The sequence below is a fragment of the Streptomyces sp. NPDC013157 genome (genome assembly GCF_042899865.1).
Classification (GTDB): Bacteria; Actinomycetota; Actinomycetes; order Streptomycetales; family Streptomycetaceae; genus Streptomyces.
In genome coordinates this window covers 204,630-221,070 of sequence record NZ_JBIBAK010000006.1, presented here as the reverse complement: position 1 = coordinate 221,070, position 16,441 = coordinate 204,630, and the positions used below count along the sequence as shown (strand labels likewise).

At 71.1% G+C, this 16,441-nt stretch carries 15 protein-coding genes; 10 read left to right on the top strand and 5 right to left on the bottom strand.

What is annotated here, in order from left to right:
- The first annotated feature begins 109 nt into the window (after positions 1–109).
- Positions 110–1,351 (top strand): GNAT family N-acetyltransferase, encoded by a 1,242-nt coding sequence (locus ACFY6U_RS20355; protein ID WP_390040054.1) that lies wholly within the window; start codon positions 110–112, stop codon positions 1,349–1,351.
- Between the two features lie 22 nt (positions 1,352–1,373).
- On the opposite strand, the gene ACFY6U_RS20350 is transcribed toward ACFY6U_RS20355, so the two are convergent.
- On the bottom strand, positions 1,374–2,186 hold the full coding sequence (locus ACFY6U_RS20350; RefSeq protein WP_390040444.1) for an Fpg/Nei family DNA glycosylase: 813 nt from the start codon (positions 2,184–2,186) through the stop codon (positions 1,374–1,376).
- A 326-nt stretch (positions 2,187–2,512) separates the two neighbouring features.
- Complete coding sequence (locus tag ACFY6U_RS20345) at positions 2,513–2,998, bottom strand: ribose-5-phosphate isomerase (protein WP_351500145.1); 486 nt, start codon at positions 2,996–2,998, stop codon at positions 2,513–2,515.
- Between the two features lie 204 nt (positions 2,999–3,202).
- On the opposite strand from ACFY6U_RS20345, the gene ACFY6U_RS20340 reads away from it, so the two are divergent.
- Positions 3,203–4,636 (top strand): amino acid permease, encoded by a 1,434-nt coding sequence (locus tag ACFY6U_RS20340; protein WP_390040052.1) that lies wholly within the window; start codon positions 3,203–3,205, stop codon positions 4,634–4,636.
- A 3-nt stretch (positions 4,637–4,639) separates the two neighbouring features.
- Here the strand turns inward: ACFY6U_RS20340 and ACFY6U_RS20335 are convergent, their stop codons facing one another.
- Complete coding sequence (locus tag ACFY6U_RS20335; protein WP_390040442.1) at positions 4,640–6,289, bottom strand: protein kinase; 1,650 nt, start codon at positions 6,287–6,289, stop codon at positions 4,640–4,642.
- A gap of 288 nt (positions 6,290–6,577) precedes the next feature.
- Here ACFY6U_RS20335 and ACFY6U_RS20330 point away from each other — a divergent pair, with 288 nt between their 5' ends.
- Positions 6,578–7,309, top strand: a complete 732-nt coding sequence (locus ACFY6U_RS20330) for an LPXTG cell wall anchor domain-containing protein (RefSeq protein ID WP_390040050.1) — start codon at positions 6,578–6,580, stop codon at positions 7,307–7,309.
- 65 nt (positions 7,310–7,374) lie between these two features.
- On the opposite strand, the gene ACFY6U_RS20325 is transcribed toward ACFY6U_RS20330, so the two are convergent.
- Positions 7,375–7,959, bottom strand: a complete 585-nt coding sequence (locus ACFY6U_RS20325) for a biotin transporter BioY (RefSeq protein WP_390040048.1) — start codon at positions 7,957–7,959, stop codon at positions 7,375–7,377.
- 435 nt (positions 7,960–8,394) lie between these two features.
- Between ACFY6U_RS20325 and ACFY6U_RS20320 the strand changes: the two genes are divergently transcribed.
- From ACFY6U_RS20320 to ACFY6U_RS20290, 7 genes are all read left to right on the top strand, one after another.
- Positions 8,395–9,603, top strand: coding sequence for an ROK family protein (locus ACFY6U_RS20320; RefSeq protein WP_390040047.1), 1,209 nt, complete (start codon positions 8,395–8,397; stop codon positions 9,601–9,603).
- 195 nt (positions 9,604–9,798) lie between these two features.
- Positions 9,799–10,866: an ABC transporter substrate-binding protein gene (locus ACFY6U_RS20315; protein WP_390040045.1), complete on the top strand. Its 1,068-nt coding sequence runs from the start codon at positions 9,799–9,801 to the stop codon at positions 10,864–10,866.
- Positions 10,863–11,708, top strand: a complete 846-nt coding sequence (locus ACFY6U_RS20310; protein WP_390040043.1) for an ABC transporter permease — start codon at positions 10,863–10,865, stop codon at positions 11,706–11,708. The genes ACFY6U_RS20315 and ACFY6U_RS20310 overlap by 4 nt, the downstream gene beginning before the upstream one ends.
- The gene (locus ACFY6U_RS20305; protein WP_390040042.1) at positions 11,684–12,397 is read left to right on the top strand and encodes an ABC transporter ATP-binding protein; all 714 of its coding nucleotides are present in this window, start codon (positions 11,684–11,686) and stop codon (positions 12,395–12,397) included. Before ACFY6U_RS20310 ends, ACFY6U_RS20305 begins: the two co-directional genes overlap by 25 nt.
- Before the next feature lie 130 nt (positions 12,398–12,527).
- Positions 12,528–13,868: an LLM class flavin-dependent oxidoreductase gene (locus ACFY6U_RS20300; RefSeq protein ID WP_390040040.1), complete on the top strand. Its 1,341-nt coding sequence runs from the start codon at positions 12,528–12,530 to the stop codon at positions 13,866–13,868.
- Positions 13,869–13,898: 30 nt separating this feature from the next.
- Positions 13,899–14,789, top strand: coding sequence for a TauD/TfdA dioxygenase family protein (locus tag ACFY6U_RS20295; RefSeq protein ID WP_390040038.1), 891 nt, complete (start codon positions 13,899–13,901; stop codon positions 14,787–14,789).
- Between the two features lie 142 nt (positions 14,790–14,931).
- On the top strand, positions 14,932–15,579 hold the full coding sequence (locus ACFY6U_RS20290; protein WP_390040036.1) for a superoxide dismutase: 648 nt from the start codon (positions 14,932–14,934) through the stop codon (positions 15,577–15,579).
- Positions 15,580–15,757: 178 nt separating this feature from the next.
- Here the strand turns inward: ACFY6U_RS20290 and ACFY6U_RS20285 are convergent, their stop codons facing one another.
- Positions 15,758–16,420 (bottom strand): DsbA family protein, encoded by a 663-nt coding sequence (locus ACFY6U_RS20285; RefSeq protein WP_351495350.1) that lies wholly within the window; start codon positions 16,418–16,420, stop codon positions 15,758–15,760.
- Positions 16,421–16,441 lie beyond the last annotated feature (21 nt).

Below are 16,441 nucleotides of genomic sequence, written 5' to 3'. Positions count from 1 at the left end.
AGGCTCACCTTCGGGTGCGACTTCACAGTGAACTTCACCGGACGCCCCCGCGTCGCCGTCCGGGAGAAATTCGCTGGCCCGTCCTGCTGTGCGCTGGTAGGCATGGCGTATGGCGACCGAGCGTGCGACCGAGTTGAAGGTGCTGCGTCCGGAGGAGTTCGACGGGTGGTGGGACCATCTGGTGCGGGCCTTCGGCGCCGGTCCGGCTGCGGCCGAGGAGCGCGACCTGGACCGGTCCCTGACCGAGTGCGAGCGCTCGCTGGCCGTCTGGGACGGGTCCGAACTGGTCGGCACGACGGGGGCGTTCCGGTTCCGGATGACCGTGCCGGGCGGTGCCGTGCTGCCCACCGCGGGGATCACCATGGTGAGCGTGGCCGCGACGCACCGGCGGCGCGGGGTGCTGACGTCGATGATGCGCCGCCAGCTGGACGACGTACGGGAGTGGGGCGAGCCGCTGGCCGCGCTGACCGCCTCCGAGCCGGCGATCTACGGCCGCTTCGGGTACGACGCCGCGACCTTCCAGTTGCAGGCCGAGATCGACACGAGCCGGGTGACGCTGGACGTGCCGGCCGGCACGGATGACGTACGGCTGCGGTACGCCGACCCGGCCGACGTGCTCGGCGCGTGCGAGGCGGTGTACGCGGAGCTGGTGCCGCTGCGGCCCGGGATGCTGTCCCGGCAGCCCGGCTGGGAGCGGGTGGGGCTGCTGGACCCGGAGAGCGAGCGGGGCGGGGCCTCGGCGCTGCAGTGCGTGGTCGCCGAGCGGGAGGGGCGGATCACCGGGTACGCCCGGTTCCGTACGAAGCTGGGCTGGTCGCCGAGCGGGCACGACGGCACGGTGTCGCTGGAGTACCTGGCCGCGCTGGATCCCGCGAGCGACGCGGCACTGTGGCGGTTCCTGTTCGGCATCGACCTGATGTCGACGCTGACGGTGCGGGGGCGGCCGGTCGACGACGCCTGGCAGTACCAGGTCTCCGACATCCGGCGCTGTCTGACGCGGGTGCGGGACATGGGGTACGTGCGTCTCGTCGACGTCGGTGCGGCGCTCGCGGCGCGGACCTACCAGACGCCGGTGGACGTGGTGCTGGAGGTGGCCGACGCCTTCTGCCCCTGGAACGCGGGGCGTTGGCGGCTGACCGGGGACACCAAGGGGGCGTCCTGCGAGCGTACGACGGACGCGGCCGAGCTGACGCTGTCGGTACGGGAGCTGGGGGCGGCGTACCTGGGTGGCGTGTCCCTGCTGTCGCTGGCGCGGGCCGGGCGGGTGGGCGAACTGCGGCCGGGGGCGCTGGCGGAGGCGTCGGTGGCGTTCGGCTCACCGGTGCAGCCGTGGCTGCCGCACGGCTTCTAGTCCGCCGGTTCTCGCCGCGCGGTCAGCGCTGCTGGCAGGCGGGGCACCAGAAGAGGTTGCGGGCGGCCAGGCCTGCGGTGCGGATCCCGGTGCCGCAGAGGTGGCAGGGCAGGGTGGCCCGGCGGTAGACGTACACCTCGCCGCCGTGGTCGTCCACGCGCGGCGGGCGGCCCATCGCCTGCGGGGTGTGCTCGGGCCGGACGGTGTCGATGCGGTTGTTGCGGACGCCCTCGTGCATGAGTCCGACGAGGTCGGTCCAGATGCCGTCCCACTCGGCAGGGGTGATGTCCTTTCCCGCGCGGTACGGGTCGATCCCGTGCCGGAACAGGACCTCGGCCCGGTAGACGTTCCCGACCCCGGCGATGACCTTCTGGTCCATCAGCAGGGCGGCGATCGTCGTACGGCTGCGGGAGATCCTGCGGTACGCGGCGTCCGGGTCGGCGTCGTCGCGGAGCGGGTCCGGGCCGAGGCGGGCGTGTACGGCGTTCTTCTCGGCGTCGGTGATCAGAGCGCACGTGGTGGGGCCGCGCAGGTCGACGTAGGCGGTGGGGTTCGCCAGGCGCAGGCGGACGGTGTCGGTGGCCGGGGGCGCGGGGGCGTCGCCGAAGGCGACCTTGCCGAAGAGGCCGAGGTGGATGTGGACCCAGTCGCTGTCGCGGAAGCCGAGGAAGAGGTGCTTGCCGTGGGCCTCGGTACGGGTGAGGGGGGCGCCGTCGATCAGCTCGGCGGCGTCGGAGAACTTGCCCTGCGGGCTGGTTGCCCTCACGGGCCCGGCGAGCCGACGGTAGTCCAGCGCGAGCCGGTGGATCGTGTGCCCTTCTGGCACTGAGGTGATTCCTTTCCTACCCACCCACCCGACTCGGTCAGTGGAGAGGTGAACGTCGAAGGGACCCGGCTGCAGCTCCCCGTCAGGTCAGGGGCACGGGACTACGTCGGTCGGCGGCACCACCGTGCAGCGCCCCGTGGGGGCGCGGGACCGCGTCGGTCGGCGGCTCCACCGCCGGCGCCCCGTGGGGGCGCTGGGGGTACCCCCGGCCGAAGGCTGGGGGAGGAACTGCGCGACCAGCCCCCGCTAGCCCGCGGCCGAACTGCTGCCCGGCCCCACCCGCCCCGGGCCTCGCCTCTCGGGCGACCGAGTCGGACGGGTGGGTGGGCGAAGGCCTACGGCTGGGGGTGGTGCGCCGGGATCGGCGGAAGGTCGCCCGTGGTCTCGTACGCCGTCAGCATGTCGATGCGCCGGATGTGGCGCTCGCCCTCGGAGAACGGCGTGTTCAGGAAGGTCTCGACGAACTTCGTCGCCTCGTCCTGCGTGTGCATGCGCGCGCCCACCGCCACGACGTTCGCGTCGTTGTGCTGCCGGCCGAGCGAAGCCGTCTCCTCGCTCCAGGCAAGCGCAGCCCGCACGCCCTTCACCTTGTTCGCGGCGATCTGCTCACCGTTTCCGGAGCCGCCGATCACGATGCCGAGGGAGTCGGGGTCCGCCGCCGTCCGCTCGGCCGCGCGGAGGCAGAAGGGCGGGTAGTCGTCGTCGGCGTCGTAGATGTGGGGGCCGCAGTCCACGGGGTCGTGGCCCGCCGCCTTCAGCCACTCGACGAGGTGGTTCTTGAGTTCGAAGCCCGCATGGTCGGAGCCGAGATACACGCGCATGGGATGAGTGTGACATGGGCGTGAACGCACGGCAGGGGCGGGGCCGGACCCCGAAAATTGTGAGCAACACTACAGAACCTCAGGAAAACCTCAAGTAACGATCTGGATTCAAAGGTTCAGGAATCAGTCCACCTCCGTTTCACTGGACCAACTCGTACGCCGCTCGTACGAGAGCCCGCTCACCCGGCGCAAAGGATTCCCCCCATGACTGGCACCGGTCCCCAGGACGGTCTCAAAGCAGGACTCAAGAACCGCCATCTGTCGATGATCGCCATCGGCGGTGTCATCGGCGCCGGCCTCTTCGTCGGTTCCAGTACCGGCATCACCACCGCAGGCCCCGGCATCCTGCTGTCGTACGCGCTCGTCGGCACGCTCGTCGTGCTGGTGATGCGGATGCTCGGCGAGATGTCCGCCGCCAACCCCACCTCCGGATCGTTCTCCGCGCACGCGGACCGCGCGCTCGGCCGCTGGGCCGGGTTCTCCATCGGCTGGCTGTACTGGTTCTTCTGGGTGGTGGTGCTGGCGGTCGAGGCCACCGCCGGTGCCACGATCCTGGAAGGCTGGATCCCGGCCGTACCGCAGTGGGCCTGGGCGCTCATCGTGATGACGGTGCTCACCGCCACCAACCTGGTCTCCGTCGGCTCCTACGGCGAGTTCGAGTTCTGGTTCGCCGGCATCAAGGTCGTCGCGATCGGCGCGTTCATCGTCGTCGGTCTGCTGGCCGTGCTGGGCGTGCTGCCCGGCGCGGACACCGACAGGGCGAGCTTCTCCAACCTCACCGGCCACGGCGGCTTCCTGCCGCACGGGCCCGGCGCCATCCTCACCGGCGTCCTGCTCGTCGTCTTCTCCTTCATGGGCAGCGAGATCGCCACCCTGGCCGCCGGCGAGTCGGAGGACCCGCAGCGCGCGGTCACCAAGTCCACCAACAGCATCATCTGGCGGATCGGCGTCTTCTACCTCGGCTCGATCCTCATCGTCGTCTCGCTGCTGCCGTGGAACGACCCGGCCATCAAGGAGAAGGGCTCGTACGTCGCCGCCCTCGACTCCCTCGGCATCGCGCACGCCGGTCAGATCATGAACTTCATCGTGCTGACGTCCGTGCTGTCCTGTCTCAACTCCGGCCTGTACACGGCCTCCCGGATGGCCTTCTCGCTCGGGCAGCGGGGCGACGCCCCGAAGGCGTTCGCGCGGACCACCGCCCGCGGTGTGCCGATGGCCGCGATCATCGCGTCCGTGCTGTTCGGGTTCGTCGCCGTCTTCTTCAACTACAAGTTCCCGGACTCGGTCTTCCTCTTCCTCGTCAACTCCAGCGGCGCGGTCGCCCTGTTCGTCTGGCTCGTCATCTGCTTCTCGCAGCTGCGCATGCGGAAGATCATCCAGGCCGAGGCGCCGGAGAAGCTCGTCGTGAAGATGTGGCTCTACCCGTACCTGACCTGGGCGACGGCCGGTCTGATCGTCTTCGTGCTGGGCTACATGCTGACCGACACGGAGGGCGAGAGCAGCGGTCGTACGACGGTGCTGCTCTCGCTGCTGGTCGCGGCGGCGGTGATCGTCGTCGCGCTGGTGAAGCAGAAGGTGTCCGGCGGCCGTGCGGACGAGGCGGTCGCCGAGCCCGCCGACCGGGTGTCCGTCGGCTGATCCTCACAGCAGGGTGAAGCTGTCCTTCACCTTCTCGTACGTCCGTACGGCCTGGGCTTCGACCGCCGGCTGGTACCAGGTGTTGATCTGGTACGACTTGCCGTCGGCGTCGAAGCCCAGCAGCCGTGCGTGCCAGGGGGTGCCCTTGAGGGTGAAGGTGTACTCCCAGACCACCGCCGGGTAGCCGCGGAAGGTCGTCTCGGCCAGCCGGATCTTGGTGTAGTCCCGGCCCTGGTGGGCGCTCTGTTCGGAGGCGCTCCAGCTGTCCATGAGGTCGCCGCGGGCGAGCGAGGACTTGGCGACGAGTTCCTGGCCGCCGTCGGGGGAGGTGTAGTGGACCTCGGCGCCCGTCTTGACGTCCCTGCGCCAGCCGGTGGGGGGCGCCCAGGCGAAGCCGCCGGCCTCCTCGTGGGTGCCGGGTGGGAGGGAGCGGGGGCGGGCGGTGCCCTCGACTGTGGGCGCCGATGAAGTGGGCGTCGGTGTCGAGGGGGTTGAGGAGGTGCCGGTCGCTTTGTTGCTGTCGCTGCCGCCTGTTGTGGTGGTGAGGAGGATGGCGAGGGCGGTGGCTACCGCTGCGGTTCCCAGTACGGCGAGGAGAGTTGTGCGTTTGGGGGCCTTGCGGTGGTGGCTCGGTGCGGGTGCGTGGGGGCTGGTCGCGCAGTTCCCCGCGCCCCTGACGGGGCGCTGCAGTTCGGGGCGTTCGAGTGTGGGGCCTGTCGAATCGGTCGACGGGGTTTCGGAGCGGACCTCCGCGCGAGGTTCCGTGGCCGCCTCTGTCGATGCGCTGATCGGCGTCGGCGGTTGCGGGCGTTCGTCCTCCGGTGTCGGGAGGCGCAGCACGTACGCCGGGGTCGGGCGTTCCGATGGAGGTGGGGCCGGGTACCTCTCCGTCGGGGTCTGGGCCGGGTACGCCACCGGGTGCAGTTCCTGCTCCACCTCCGCCAGTGCGGGCCGTACCGTCGGTTCCTTCTCCAGCAGTGCTGCCAGCAGGTCGTGCAACGGGCCTGCCGTGGCGGGGAGTTCGGGGTTCTCGTAGAGGACGGCGTGCAGGGTGGCCAGGGTGGTGTCGCGGGAGAAGGGGGAGCGGCCGCCGAGGGCGGCGCACAGGGTCGCGCCGAGCGACCAGAGGTCGGAGGGCGGGCCCTGCGGGCGGCCGGAGACGCGTTCGGGTGCCATGTAGTCGGGGGAACCGACGAGCATGCCGGCCATGGTGAGCGCCTTGGCGTCCTGGATCGCGGCGATGCCGAAGTCGGTGAGGACGACCCTGCCCGCGGTGTTCTCGACGAGTACGTTCCCGGGTTTGATGTCGCGGTGCAGCACTCCCCCGGCGTGCACCTGGCGCAGCGCCGCGACCAGGCCGAGGCCGATCCGGGCCGTCGCGCGCGGGCTCAGCGGCCCCTCCTCGGCCATGATCCACTCCAGGGAACGGCCGTTGATCAGCTCCATGACGATCCACAGACGTTCGCCCTCGTCGACGACGTCGTAGACACGTACCACGTTGGGGTGGTCGATCCGGGCGGTGGCCCTGGCCTCGCGCAGGGTGCGTTCGCGGCGGGTGCGGGTGTCCTCGGCGTCGAGGCCGTCGATCCGCATCTCCTTGACGGCGACCTGCCGGTCGAGCGTCTCGTCGGCGGCCCGCCACACCCGCCCCATGCCGCCCTGCCCGATACTCTCGGCCAGCCGGTAGCGGCCGGTCACCAGCAGCCCGGGAACCCCGCCCGGCCCCGCGTTCTCCGGATTCCCCGGACTCTCCGCGCCAACTGAATTCCCTGAATTCTCTGAATTCCCCGGCAATTCGCTGCACCCCCTCAACGACCGCCCCTGCTGACACACAATGGTCACACTTACGGCCGTACCAGCATAGTGCGGAGAAATCTTGTGGTACCTCTTCAGGTGACCGCGAATTCAGGCGCGGTCCAGGGGGTTGCAAGGGGGACGAACATGAGTTCTCGTCGTGTGCTCCGGCGGCTGACCGTGGTCACGGGATCGCTGGTCACGGCATCTTTCTCGGCCGTGCTGATCCTGCCGTTCACGGCCGTCGCCGACGACCAGGGACCGGGAAGCGGCAAGGGGGGAAAGGCGGTCGACCAGGCGCCGGACGGTGTGCGGCTGACGACCACGCTGCCCGAGAGGATCTCGGTCGACAACAGTTCGCAGAAAACGGCGATTACCGCCACCGTGAAGAACGAAGGGACCAAGGACAGCGACAGTATCCGGCTTTTGGTGGTCGGTTTCGACGGACTGAAGGTCAACGGAGTGCAGGGGTGCGACGCCGTCGCCGCGAAGGATCTGCCGGCCGGCTCGAACAGCGCCTTCAGCTGTCCCGTGGGCGCGCTCGGCGCGGGCAAGTCGAAGTCCTATGCCGTGGACGCCACGTTCGACCTCGGCAGGACCGGGAAGATCTGCCTGCCCGTGCAGAGCGCGGACGGGAAGAAGACGTTCTGGCAGCAGGGCCCGGTGCCGTTCGGTACGACGAACCCGTCGCCGAACGCCCCGGCCACCCCGCTGCTGCTCGGCACCGACAACAAGCCGGTGGGGCCGAGCGGCGACCAGTTGCCGAAGACCGGCGCGGGCAGTGACGTGCTGCCGCTCGGCGCGGCGGGCGCGGCGCTGATCGCGGCCGGGGCGGCGGGGGTGTGGTGGTCTCAGCGGCGGCCGCGGCAGCAGTCGTAGCACCCGGCACGACAGCGGGGCCCGGGGTGCCGATGCACCCCGGGCCCCGCTGCGGCCGGGCCGGGTCAGCGCTTGTCGACGAGCTTCCACGCCGCGGGCACCGCGCCCATCGCCAGGGCCGCCTTCACCGCGTCGCCGATCAGGAACGGGGTGAGGCCGGCCGCGATCGCCGCGGACGCGGACATGTCGGCGGCGTAAGCGAGGTAGGGCACGCCGACCGCGTAGATGACCGCCTCGCCGAGCAGCATCGTGCCGGCCATGCGCAGCACGCCGCGGTCGGCGCCGCGCCGGGCCAGGGCGCCGACGACGGCGGAGGCGAGCATCATGCCGAGGATGTAGCCGAAGGAGACGGAGACACCGGAGGTGCCGCTCGCGAACCAGGGCACGCCCGCGAGGCCGGCCAGGGCGTACAGGGCGAGGGAGAGCAGGCCGCGGCGGGCGCCGAGGGCGGTGCCGACGAGCAGGGCGGCGAAGGTCTGGCCGGTCACCGGGACCGGGGAGCCGGGCACCGGGACGGCGATCTGGGCGGCGAGGCCGGTGAGCGCGGCGCCGCCCGCCACGAGGGCGACATCGCGCACCCGGGACGCGGGCAGGAGGTCGGCGAGGACGGTGCCGGTGCGGGTCGACGCGGCGGCGGTGGCGGTGCTCATGGGGACTCCGCGGGGTGGGGGCAGGCAAGGGACACCGTGACGCTATCCCGGGCCGTCTGAGCCGGACACGTCAGCGATCGACAAAGGCCGGAAGCGGCACTTGGTGGGCTCTCCACAAAGGGTGTGGGTTACACGCGGTACGGGGTGACGCCGATCACTGAGGCAGAGATGTTTCAGTCACGTCAACAGCGTTGAACAAGCCTGTGGAGTTCCACCAATCGAACCCTAGCGGTCTGGTGGGATTCAAGGTTTCTGGCCTACGCTTCCGGACATGGTCGCCCAGTCCCTGAACCTCACGTCGCGTCGCTATGTCGACCTGCGACGGCAAGGGGCTGCCGTCTGTCGCCGTCCGCTCTGAGGCCGCACGGCGGGAGACCGGTCCGGCGCGCCTCGACGTCCGAGACGTGTCGGCCCCGTTCCCGAGGACGGTTTCCCATGCCCCGTACCGCGGCACCCCCGCTCACCTCCGCGCCCCGTGACCGGCGGCGGACCAGCGCCAGTGTGGTCCTCCGCTCGGTGCTGGAGCACGGTCCGGTCGCCCGCTCCACCATCGCCCGGCTGACCGGGCTGTCCCCGGCCTCCGTCACCGACTACTGCGCCCGGTTCACCGAACTCGGCCTGATCCGGGAGACGGAGGCGCCGCAGCGCGTCAAGGGCGTGGGCCGGCCGCACGTGCCGGTCGACCTGGACGACTCGCGGTTCGTGGTCGGCGGGGTGCACGTGGCCGTCCCGTACACCACGGTCGCGCTGCTCGACCTGCGCGGCCGGGTCGTCGTACGGCGGGAGCTGAAGCACCGGGACACCGATCCGCGCGGGGTGCTGGCCCGGGCCGCCGCCGGGCTCGCCGCGCTGCTCGACGAGGTGCCCGGCAGCAGGCCGCTGGGCATCGGCGTGGCCGTCGGCGGCTGGGTGGACCGGGACTCCGGCACCGTCGTCGAGCACCCCCTGCTGGGCTGGCGCGAGGTGCCGGTGCGCGAGCTGCTCGGCGCGCACACCGGGCTGCCGGTCCATGTGGACGGGCACGCGCGCGCGTTGGTCAACGGGGAGCGGCTCTTCGGACGGGCCCGGGGCAGCCGGAGCGTGCTGCACCTGTTCGTCGGGAACGTGGTCGACGCGGCCTTCGCCACCGGCGACGAGGTGCACCACGGCCCGCGCTCCCAGGCCGGCATGATCGGCCACCTCCCGGTGCCGGGCGGCACCGAGCCCTGCGACTGCGGACGCACCGGCTGTCTCCAGGTGGAGCTCAGCGAACGCACGCTGGTGCGGCGGGCCCGGGCGGCCGGGGTCGTGGACGGCACCAATCCGATGGACGTCCTCACGGCGGCCGGGGCCGGCGATCCGGCGGCCGTACGGCTGCTGGTGGAGCGGGCACGGCTGACCGGGCGGGCGGCGGCGCTGCTGCTCGACGTCCTCAACCCGGAGAGCGTGGTCGTCACCGAGGTCGGCGTGCTCTACCGCGAGGACTGCCTCGCCGCGCTGCGGGAGGCGGTGGGTGCGGAGCGGGCGGCCTTGGTCGCACCGACCAGTTTCCGCGAGTCGGTGCTGGCGGTGGCGGGCGGTTCGGTGGTCCTCGACGTGCTGTACCGGGACCCGCTGAGCGCCTCGCACGGCACGGCTCCGGCCCTGTCACCAGAGCTTATTTAATTCAGAAACTCGGAATATTGACAGCCGTCGCACACGGCAAGGAGCATCCATCTCATGACCTGTCGCACCCTCTGTTGCTGACGTCTTGACGCGCCCCGGGCGCGCATTTCCCTCTGCGTGAGATCTCTCTTTCCGGCCTTCCGTCGCCGGGAATTCGTCCTGCCTTTCTGCTGCTTTTCTCCCCGGAGCACTCCCATGCCTTCTGCGTCCTCCCCCGGCATCGACCGCCGGCTCTTCCTCACCTCACTGCTCGGCGCCTCGGCGGCCGTGGCCGGGCTGAGCGGCTGCGCGGGCGGCAGTGCGGCCGCCGACACCGCGGGCGCCTCGACCGCCCCGCTGGCCGACAAGGTCCCGGCCGGCACCAGCCTGAAGATCGCCTCCTATCTGGGCCAGCAGCAGTTGCAGTTCAAGCTGGCGAAGCTGCCCGCGCTGCCGTTCACCGTGTCGAGCTGGGTGAACATCGGTGCCGGTCCCGATGTCATCAACGCGTTCCGCGCCCAGTCCCTCGACCTCGCAAACAACGCGGGAATTCCGCCGATCCAGGCGCAGTACCAGGGTTTCGCCGCAAAAATCGTCGCGATCGAGCTGACCCGCAAGCCGAACTACCTGTTCGCCACCAAGCCCGGCAGCGACATACGCACGGTCGCCGAATTCAAGGGAAAGAAGCTCGCCTTCTCGCAGGGGCAGGCGCAGGGCGTGGTCCTGCTGCGGGCGCTGAAGGAGGCCGGGCTCGCCTACGACGACGTGAAACTGGTCCCGCTGACCAGCAACCAGTTCCTCACCGCCCTGCAGTCCGGCCAGGTGGACGTGGCCCCGCTGGCCAACTCCCAGGCGCCGGCCTACCTCCAGCAGTACGGCCCGAAGGGCGCGCACACCATCGCCACCGACGTCGTCGACCTGCTCAACCTGCTGTGGGCGCCGCAGGCGGTGCTGAACGACAAGGCCAAGGCGGCCGCGGTCGCCGCATACATCCCGCAGTGGGCCAAGGGCCTGGTCTGGCAGTGGGAGAACCCGGACACCTGGAACGAGGAGTTCTACGTCAAGACCCAGAACCTGACCCTCGCCCAGGCCCAGGGCATCACCAAGCTCGCCAACAAGCCGCTGTTCCCGCCCAGCTGGGACGAGGCCGTCAAGTGGGAGCAGGAGACCGCGGACCTGCTGGCGGAGGGCGGGTTCGTGAAGAAGACCGACGTCACCTCGCTCTTCGACCACCGCTTCGAGTCCCTCGCCGCCGAGGCCGTACCGGCGGAGTACCGGAAATGACCGCCGTGACCACCGGCACCGTGCCGGTTCCCGTCGCCCAGGACGAGGCGCACCGGGTCCGGCCGCGCCGCCGGCTCTCCCCCGGCCGCCGGCTGCCCGCCGCCCGGCTCGCCGGTCCGCTCGTCGTCCTCGCCGCCTGGGCGATCGCCTCCGCCGCCGGGCAGCTCGACCCCGGCGCCATCCCGGCACCCTGGACCGTCCTGGACACCGCCGTCCACCTGTGGACCGCCGGGACGCTGCGCACCGACATCCTGACCTCCGTGGAGCGGGCGGGGTACGGCTTCGCGATCGGCCTGACCGCCGGGGTGCTGCTGGCCCTGGCCTCCGGGCTCACCCGCACCGGCGAGGCGCTGATCGACGGGACCGTGCAGATCAACCGGGCGATCCCCACCCTCGGCCTGATCCCGCTGTTCATCCTCTGGCTGGGCATCGGCGAGACTTTCAAGATCGCCATTATCGCGATCGTCGTCTACATCCCCATCTACCTGAACACGCATGCCGCGCTGTCCGCCATCGACAGCCGGTACGTCGAACTCGCCGAAGTGCTGGACCTGTCGCGGGTCCGGTTCATCCGGGAGGTCGTGATCCCCGGCGCGCTGCCCGGATTCTTCGTGGGGCTCCGGCTCGGCGTCACCGGCTCCTGGCTCGGCCTGGTCGTCCTGGAGCAGATCAACGCCACCAGCGGACTCGGCTACATGATGTTCCAGGCCCAGAACTACGGGCGCAGCGACATCATCCTCGTCGGTCTGCTGATCTACGGCGTCTTCGGCCTCGTCTCCGACACCGTGGTCCGACTCGTCGAACGGAGGGTGCTGTCGTGGCGCCGCACACTGAGCAGCTGACCCGCCCCGCCGTGCGACTCCGGGGACTGACCCGTTCGTTCGGGGACCGTACGGTCCTCGACTCCGTCGACCTCGACCTGCCGGCCGGGCAGTTCACCGCGCTGCTCGGGCACAGCGGCTCCGGCAAGTCCACCCTGCTGCGGGCGGTCGCCGGACTCGACCACGGGGTCGCCGGCAGCGGGGAACTCACCGCCCCCGAACGGGTGTCGGTGGTCTTCCAGGACTCCCGGCTGCTGCCCTGGCGGCGGGTGCTGGACAACGTGGTGCTGGGCCTGGAGGGCAAGGACGCCCACGACCTCGGGCGGGCCGCGCTCGAAGAGGTCGGCCTCGGCGGCCGCGAGCGGGCCTGGCCGGGCGAGCTGTCCGGCGGCGAGGCGCAGCGTGCCGCGCTCGCCCGGTCCCTGGTCCGCGAGCCCGAACTGCTCCTCGCCGACGAGCCGTTCGGCGCCCTGGACGCGCTCACCCGGATCAGGATGCACCACCTGCTGCGCGAGCTGTGGAAGCGGCACCGCCCGTCGGTGCTGCTCGTCACCCACGACGTCGACGAGGCGATCGTCCTCGCCGACCGGGTGCTCGTGCTGGAGCGGGGGCGGATCGGTCTCGACCTGACCGTGGACCATGACCGCCCGCGCGGGGAGTACCGAGGCCGGCTGCTGGCGGCGCTGGGCGTCACGGAGGACGTCACGTGACCGTCGGTCGCGGTGGCCGCCCCGGGGGCTGCCGTCCCCGGACCCCCGCTTCGGCCTTCGGCCTCGTCCTCGAACTCCCCCAGAGGGGGTACCCCCAGACAGGCTCAAAACACCACGCAAAGGACCCCGCATGACCCGCCGGCTCCACCTCAACGCCTTCCTCATGAACACCGGTCACCACGAGGCCTCCTGGCGCCTGCCGGAGAGCGACCCGTACGCGCACGTCGACCTCGGGCACTACGTCGGGCTCGCCCGGACCGCCGAGCGCGGCACCTTCGACTCCCTCTTCCTCGCCGACGGGCCGCACCTGTGGGGCAGCGTCGCGCAGCGGCCCGCCGGGGCCCTGGAACCGCTCACCCTGCTCACCGCGCTGGCGACGGCGACCGAGCACATCGGTCTGATCGCCACCGCCTCCACCTCCTACAACTCCCCCTACAACCTGGCCCGCAGGTTCGCCTCGCTGGACATCGTCAGCGGCGGCCGGGCGGGCTGGAACATCGTCACCACGGCGGGGGCGGAGGCCGCCCGCAACTTCGGGATCGACGAGGAGCCCGCCCACGCCGAGCGGTACGCGCGGGCCGCCGAGTTCCTCGACGTGGCGCTGAAGCTCTGGGACAGCTGGGAGGACGACGCGATCGTCGCCGACAAGGCGGCCGGCGTCTGGGGCGACGACGCGAAGATCCACCCGCCCCGGCACCGGGGCACCTACTTCGGTGTCGAGGGCGCCCTCAACGTGCCCCGCAGCCCGCAGGGTTACCCGCTGCTCGTGCAGGCGGGCTCCAGCGAGGACGGCAAGGCGTTCGCGGCCCGGTACGCGGAGGCCGTGTTCACCGCGCAGCAGACCGTCGAGGAGGCGCGGGCGTTCTACGCCGACCTCAAGGCACGGACGGCCGCGGCGGGCCGCGACCCCGACCACGTCAAGGTGCTGCCCGGCATCGTCCCCGTCATCGGCTCGACGGAGGCGGAGGCGCGGGCGCACGAGCAGCTCCTGGAGGACCACATCGTGCACCGGCACGGCGTGGCCAACCTGGAGCGGCTCCTGCATCTCCCCGCCGGCACCCTGGAACTGGACGCGGAACTCCCCGCCGAGCTGCCGCCCGAGGACGCCATCGAGGGCGCGAAGAGCCGCTACACGCTGGTCGTCGGGCTCGCCCGCCGCGAGCGGCTCACCGTACGGCAGCTGATCGGCCGGCTCGGCGGCGGCCGCGGGCATCTGACCTTCGCCGGGACACCGGAGCAGGTCGCCGACGCCATCGAGACCTGGTTCACCCAGGGCGCCGCCGACGGCTTCAACATCATGCCGCCCGTGCTGCCCTCCGGCCTGGAGACCTTCGTCGACCACGTCGTACCGATCCTGCGCGCCCGCGGCCTGCTGCGTACGGACTACGGCCCGCGCCGGACCCTGCGGGAGCGCTACGGCCTCCCCCGCCCCGCCAACCAGTACGTCACCCCCGCACTCGCCACCGCCTGACAGCCCGAAAACCCGAAAGGACGCCCCCGCATGTCCATCGAGATCCGCAAGGTCACCGCGAACATAGGCGCCCAGGTCCTGGGCGTGGACATCGCCAAGCCGCTCGACGAGGAGCAGGTCGCCGCGGTCCGTGAGGCCCTGAACGCCCACAAGGCCCTGGTCTTCGACGACGTCCGCCTCGACGACGAGGGCCAGGAGGCCTTCGCCCGGCAGTTCGGCGACCTCACCACCGCCCATCCGACGGTGCCCGCCGTCGACGGCGCCCCGAACGTGCTGCCCGTCGACAGCGAGCGCGGCCGGGCCAACCACTGGCACACCGACGTGACGTTCGTCCTGAACCCGCCCCAGGCCAGCACGCTGCGCTCCATCACGGTCCCGCCGTACGGCGGCGAGACCCTGATCGCCAGTTCGGCCGCCGCCTACCGCCAGCTCCCCGACCCGTTGCGGGCGCTGGCCGACACGCTGTGGGCGGAGCACACCAACGACTACGACTACGCCGTACCGGACGAGGAGATCGACGAGGAGAAGGCCGCCCAGCGCGCCCAGTTCACGTCGATCAACTTCCGCACGGTCCACCCGGTGGTCCGGGTGCACCCGCTGACCGGTGAGCGCGGCCTGTTCATCGGCGGGTTCGCGCAGCGGATCGTCGGCCTGTCGAAGGACGAGTCCCGCCGGATCCTCGACCTGCTCCAGGCGTACGTCACCCGCCCCGAGAACATCCTGCGCCACCGCTGGTCCCCGAACCAGCTCGTCCTGTTCGACAACCGCATCACCCAGCACTACGCCATCGACAACTACGACGGCAGGCCGCGCCGCCTCAACCGCGTCACCGTCGCCGGCGACGTCCCGGCCGGCATCGAGGGCAAGGAGAGCTACTCGATCGAGGGGGACGCCTCGCACTACACATCCGTAGCGGCGTGACCGCGGCGCGCTGACGGCGCGCCCGCTTCCGCGAGGCCCTCACGTGACGACACGTGGGGGCCTCGCTTCTTACCCCGGCCCGGCTTGTTGTTGCTAATGTGTAGTTGCAAGTTCTTTGCAATAAGAGGTTCGGAGGGGACCCATGCCCGTCTACACGCTTCCTGAACTGCCCTACGACTACTCCGCGCTCGCGCCCGTGATCAGCCCCGAGATCATCGAGCTGCACCATGACAAGCACCACGCGGCGTACGTGAAGGGCGCCAACGACACCCTGGAGCAGCTGGCGGAGGCGCGCGAGAAGGAGAGCTGGGGGGCGGTCAACGGGCTGGAGAAGAACCTGGCCTTCCACCTCTCCGGCCACATCCTGCACAGCATCTACTGGCAGAACATGACCGGCCCGAAGGACGGCGGGGGCGAGCCGCTCGCGGCGGACGGGGTGGGCGAGCTGGCGGACGCGATCACCGAGTCCTTCGGCTCCTTCGCGGGCTTCAAGGCGCAGCTGACCAAGGCGGCGGCCACCACCCAGGGCTCCGGCTGGGGCGTCCTCGCCCACGAGCCGCTCAGCGGGCGGCTGATCGTGGAGCAGGTCTACGACCACCAGGGCAACGTCGGCCAGGGGTCCACCCCGGTCCTGGTCTTCGACGCCTGGGAGCACGCCTTCTACCTCCAGTACCGGAACCAGAAGGTCGACTTCATCGACGCCATGTGGGCGGTCGTCGACTGGCAGGACGTGGCGCGCCGTTACGCGGCGGCGCGGTCCCGGGCGGATGTGCTGCTCCTGGCTCCCTGAGCCGCCGACACGTCCTGCCTCGTGATCGTCTTCTCACCGTTCACCGGGGCAGGCGGAAAGCGGGCGGCCCCCACGAGGACGTGACTCGCGGGGGCCGCCTGTGCGCTACCCCTTGCGGGCGTGCGGGGCTGTCGGGAGGATCCGCGCCCGGCGGGACGGCCGGGCGCGGCGGGACGGCCTACAGGTTGCTGAAGTCGGGGCCCTTGGTACGGGTCCGCTTGATCTCGTAGAAGCCGGGGACGGAGGCCACCGCGAGGGTGCCGTCCCACAGGCGGGCCGCCTCCTCGCCCTTGGGGGCGGGGGTGACGACCGGGCCGAAGAAGGCGATCTGCTCGCCGTCGGAGCCGGGGACCGCGATGACCGGGGTGCCGACGTCCTGGCCGACCTTGTCGATGCCCTCCTTGTGGGAGGCGCGCAGCTCGGCGTCGAACTCGAAGTCCTCCTGGTCGGCGTAGTCGATCAGGTCGGCCGGCAGGCCGACGTCCGCGAGCGCGCCCGCGATGGCCTCCACGGTCGGGCCCTCGCCGTTGTTGTGGATACGGGTGCCGAGCGCGGTGTACAGCGGGCCGAGGATGTCGGAGCCGTGCTTCTGCCAGGCCGCGGTGACCACGCGGATCGGCTTCCACGCCTTGGTCTCCAGCAGCTCGCGGTACTCCTCGGGCAGCTCGTCGAGCTTCGGCTCGTTGAGAACCGCGAGGCTCATGATGTGCCAGCGGACCTCGATGTCGCGGACCTTCTCCACCTCCAGGACCCACCGGGAGGTCATCCAGGCCCAGGGGCACAGGGGGTCGAACCAGAAGTCGACGGGGGTCTTGCCTGAGCTGGTCACGGTCTCGGACATGGCTCTCCTCGGAATACGGGC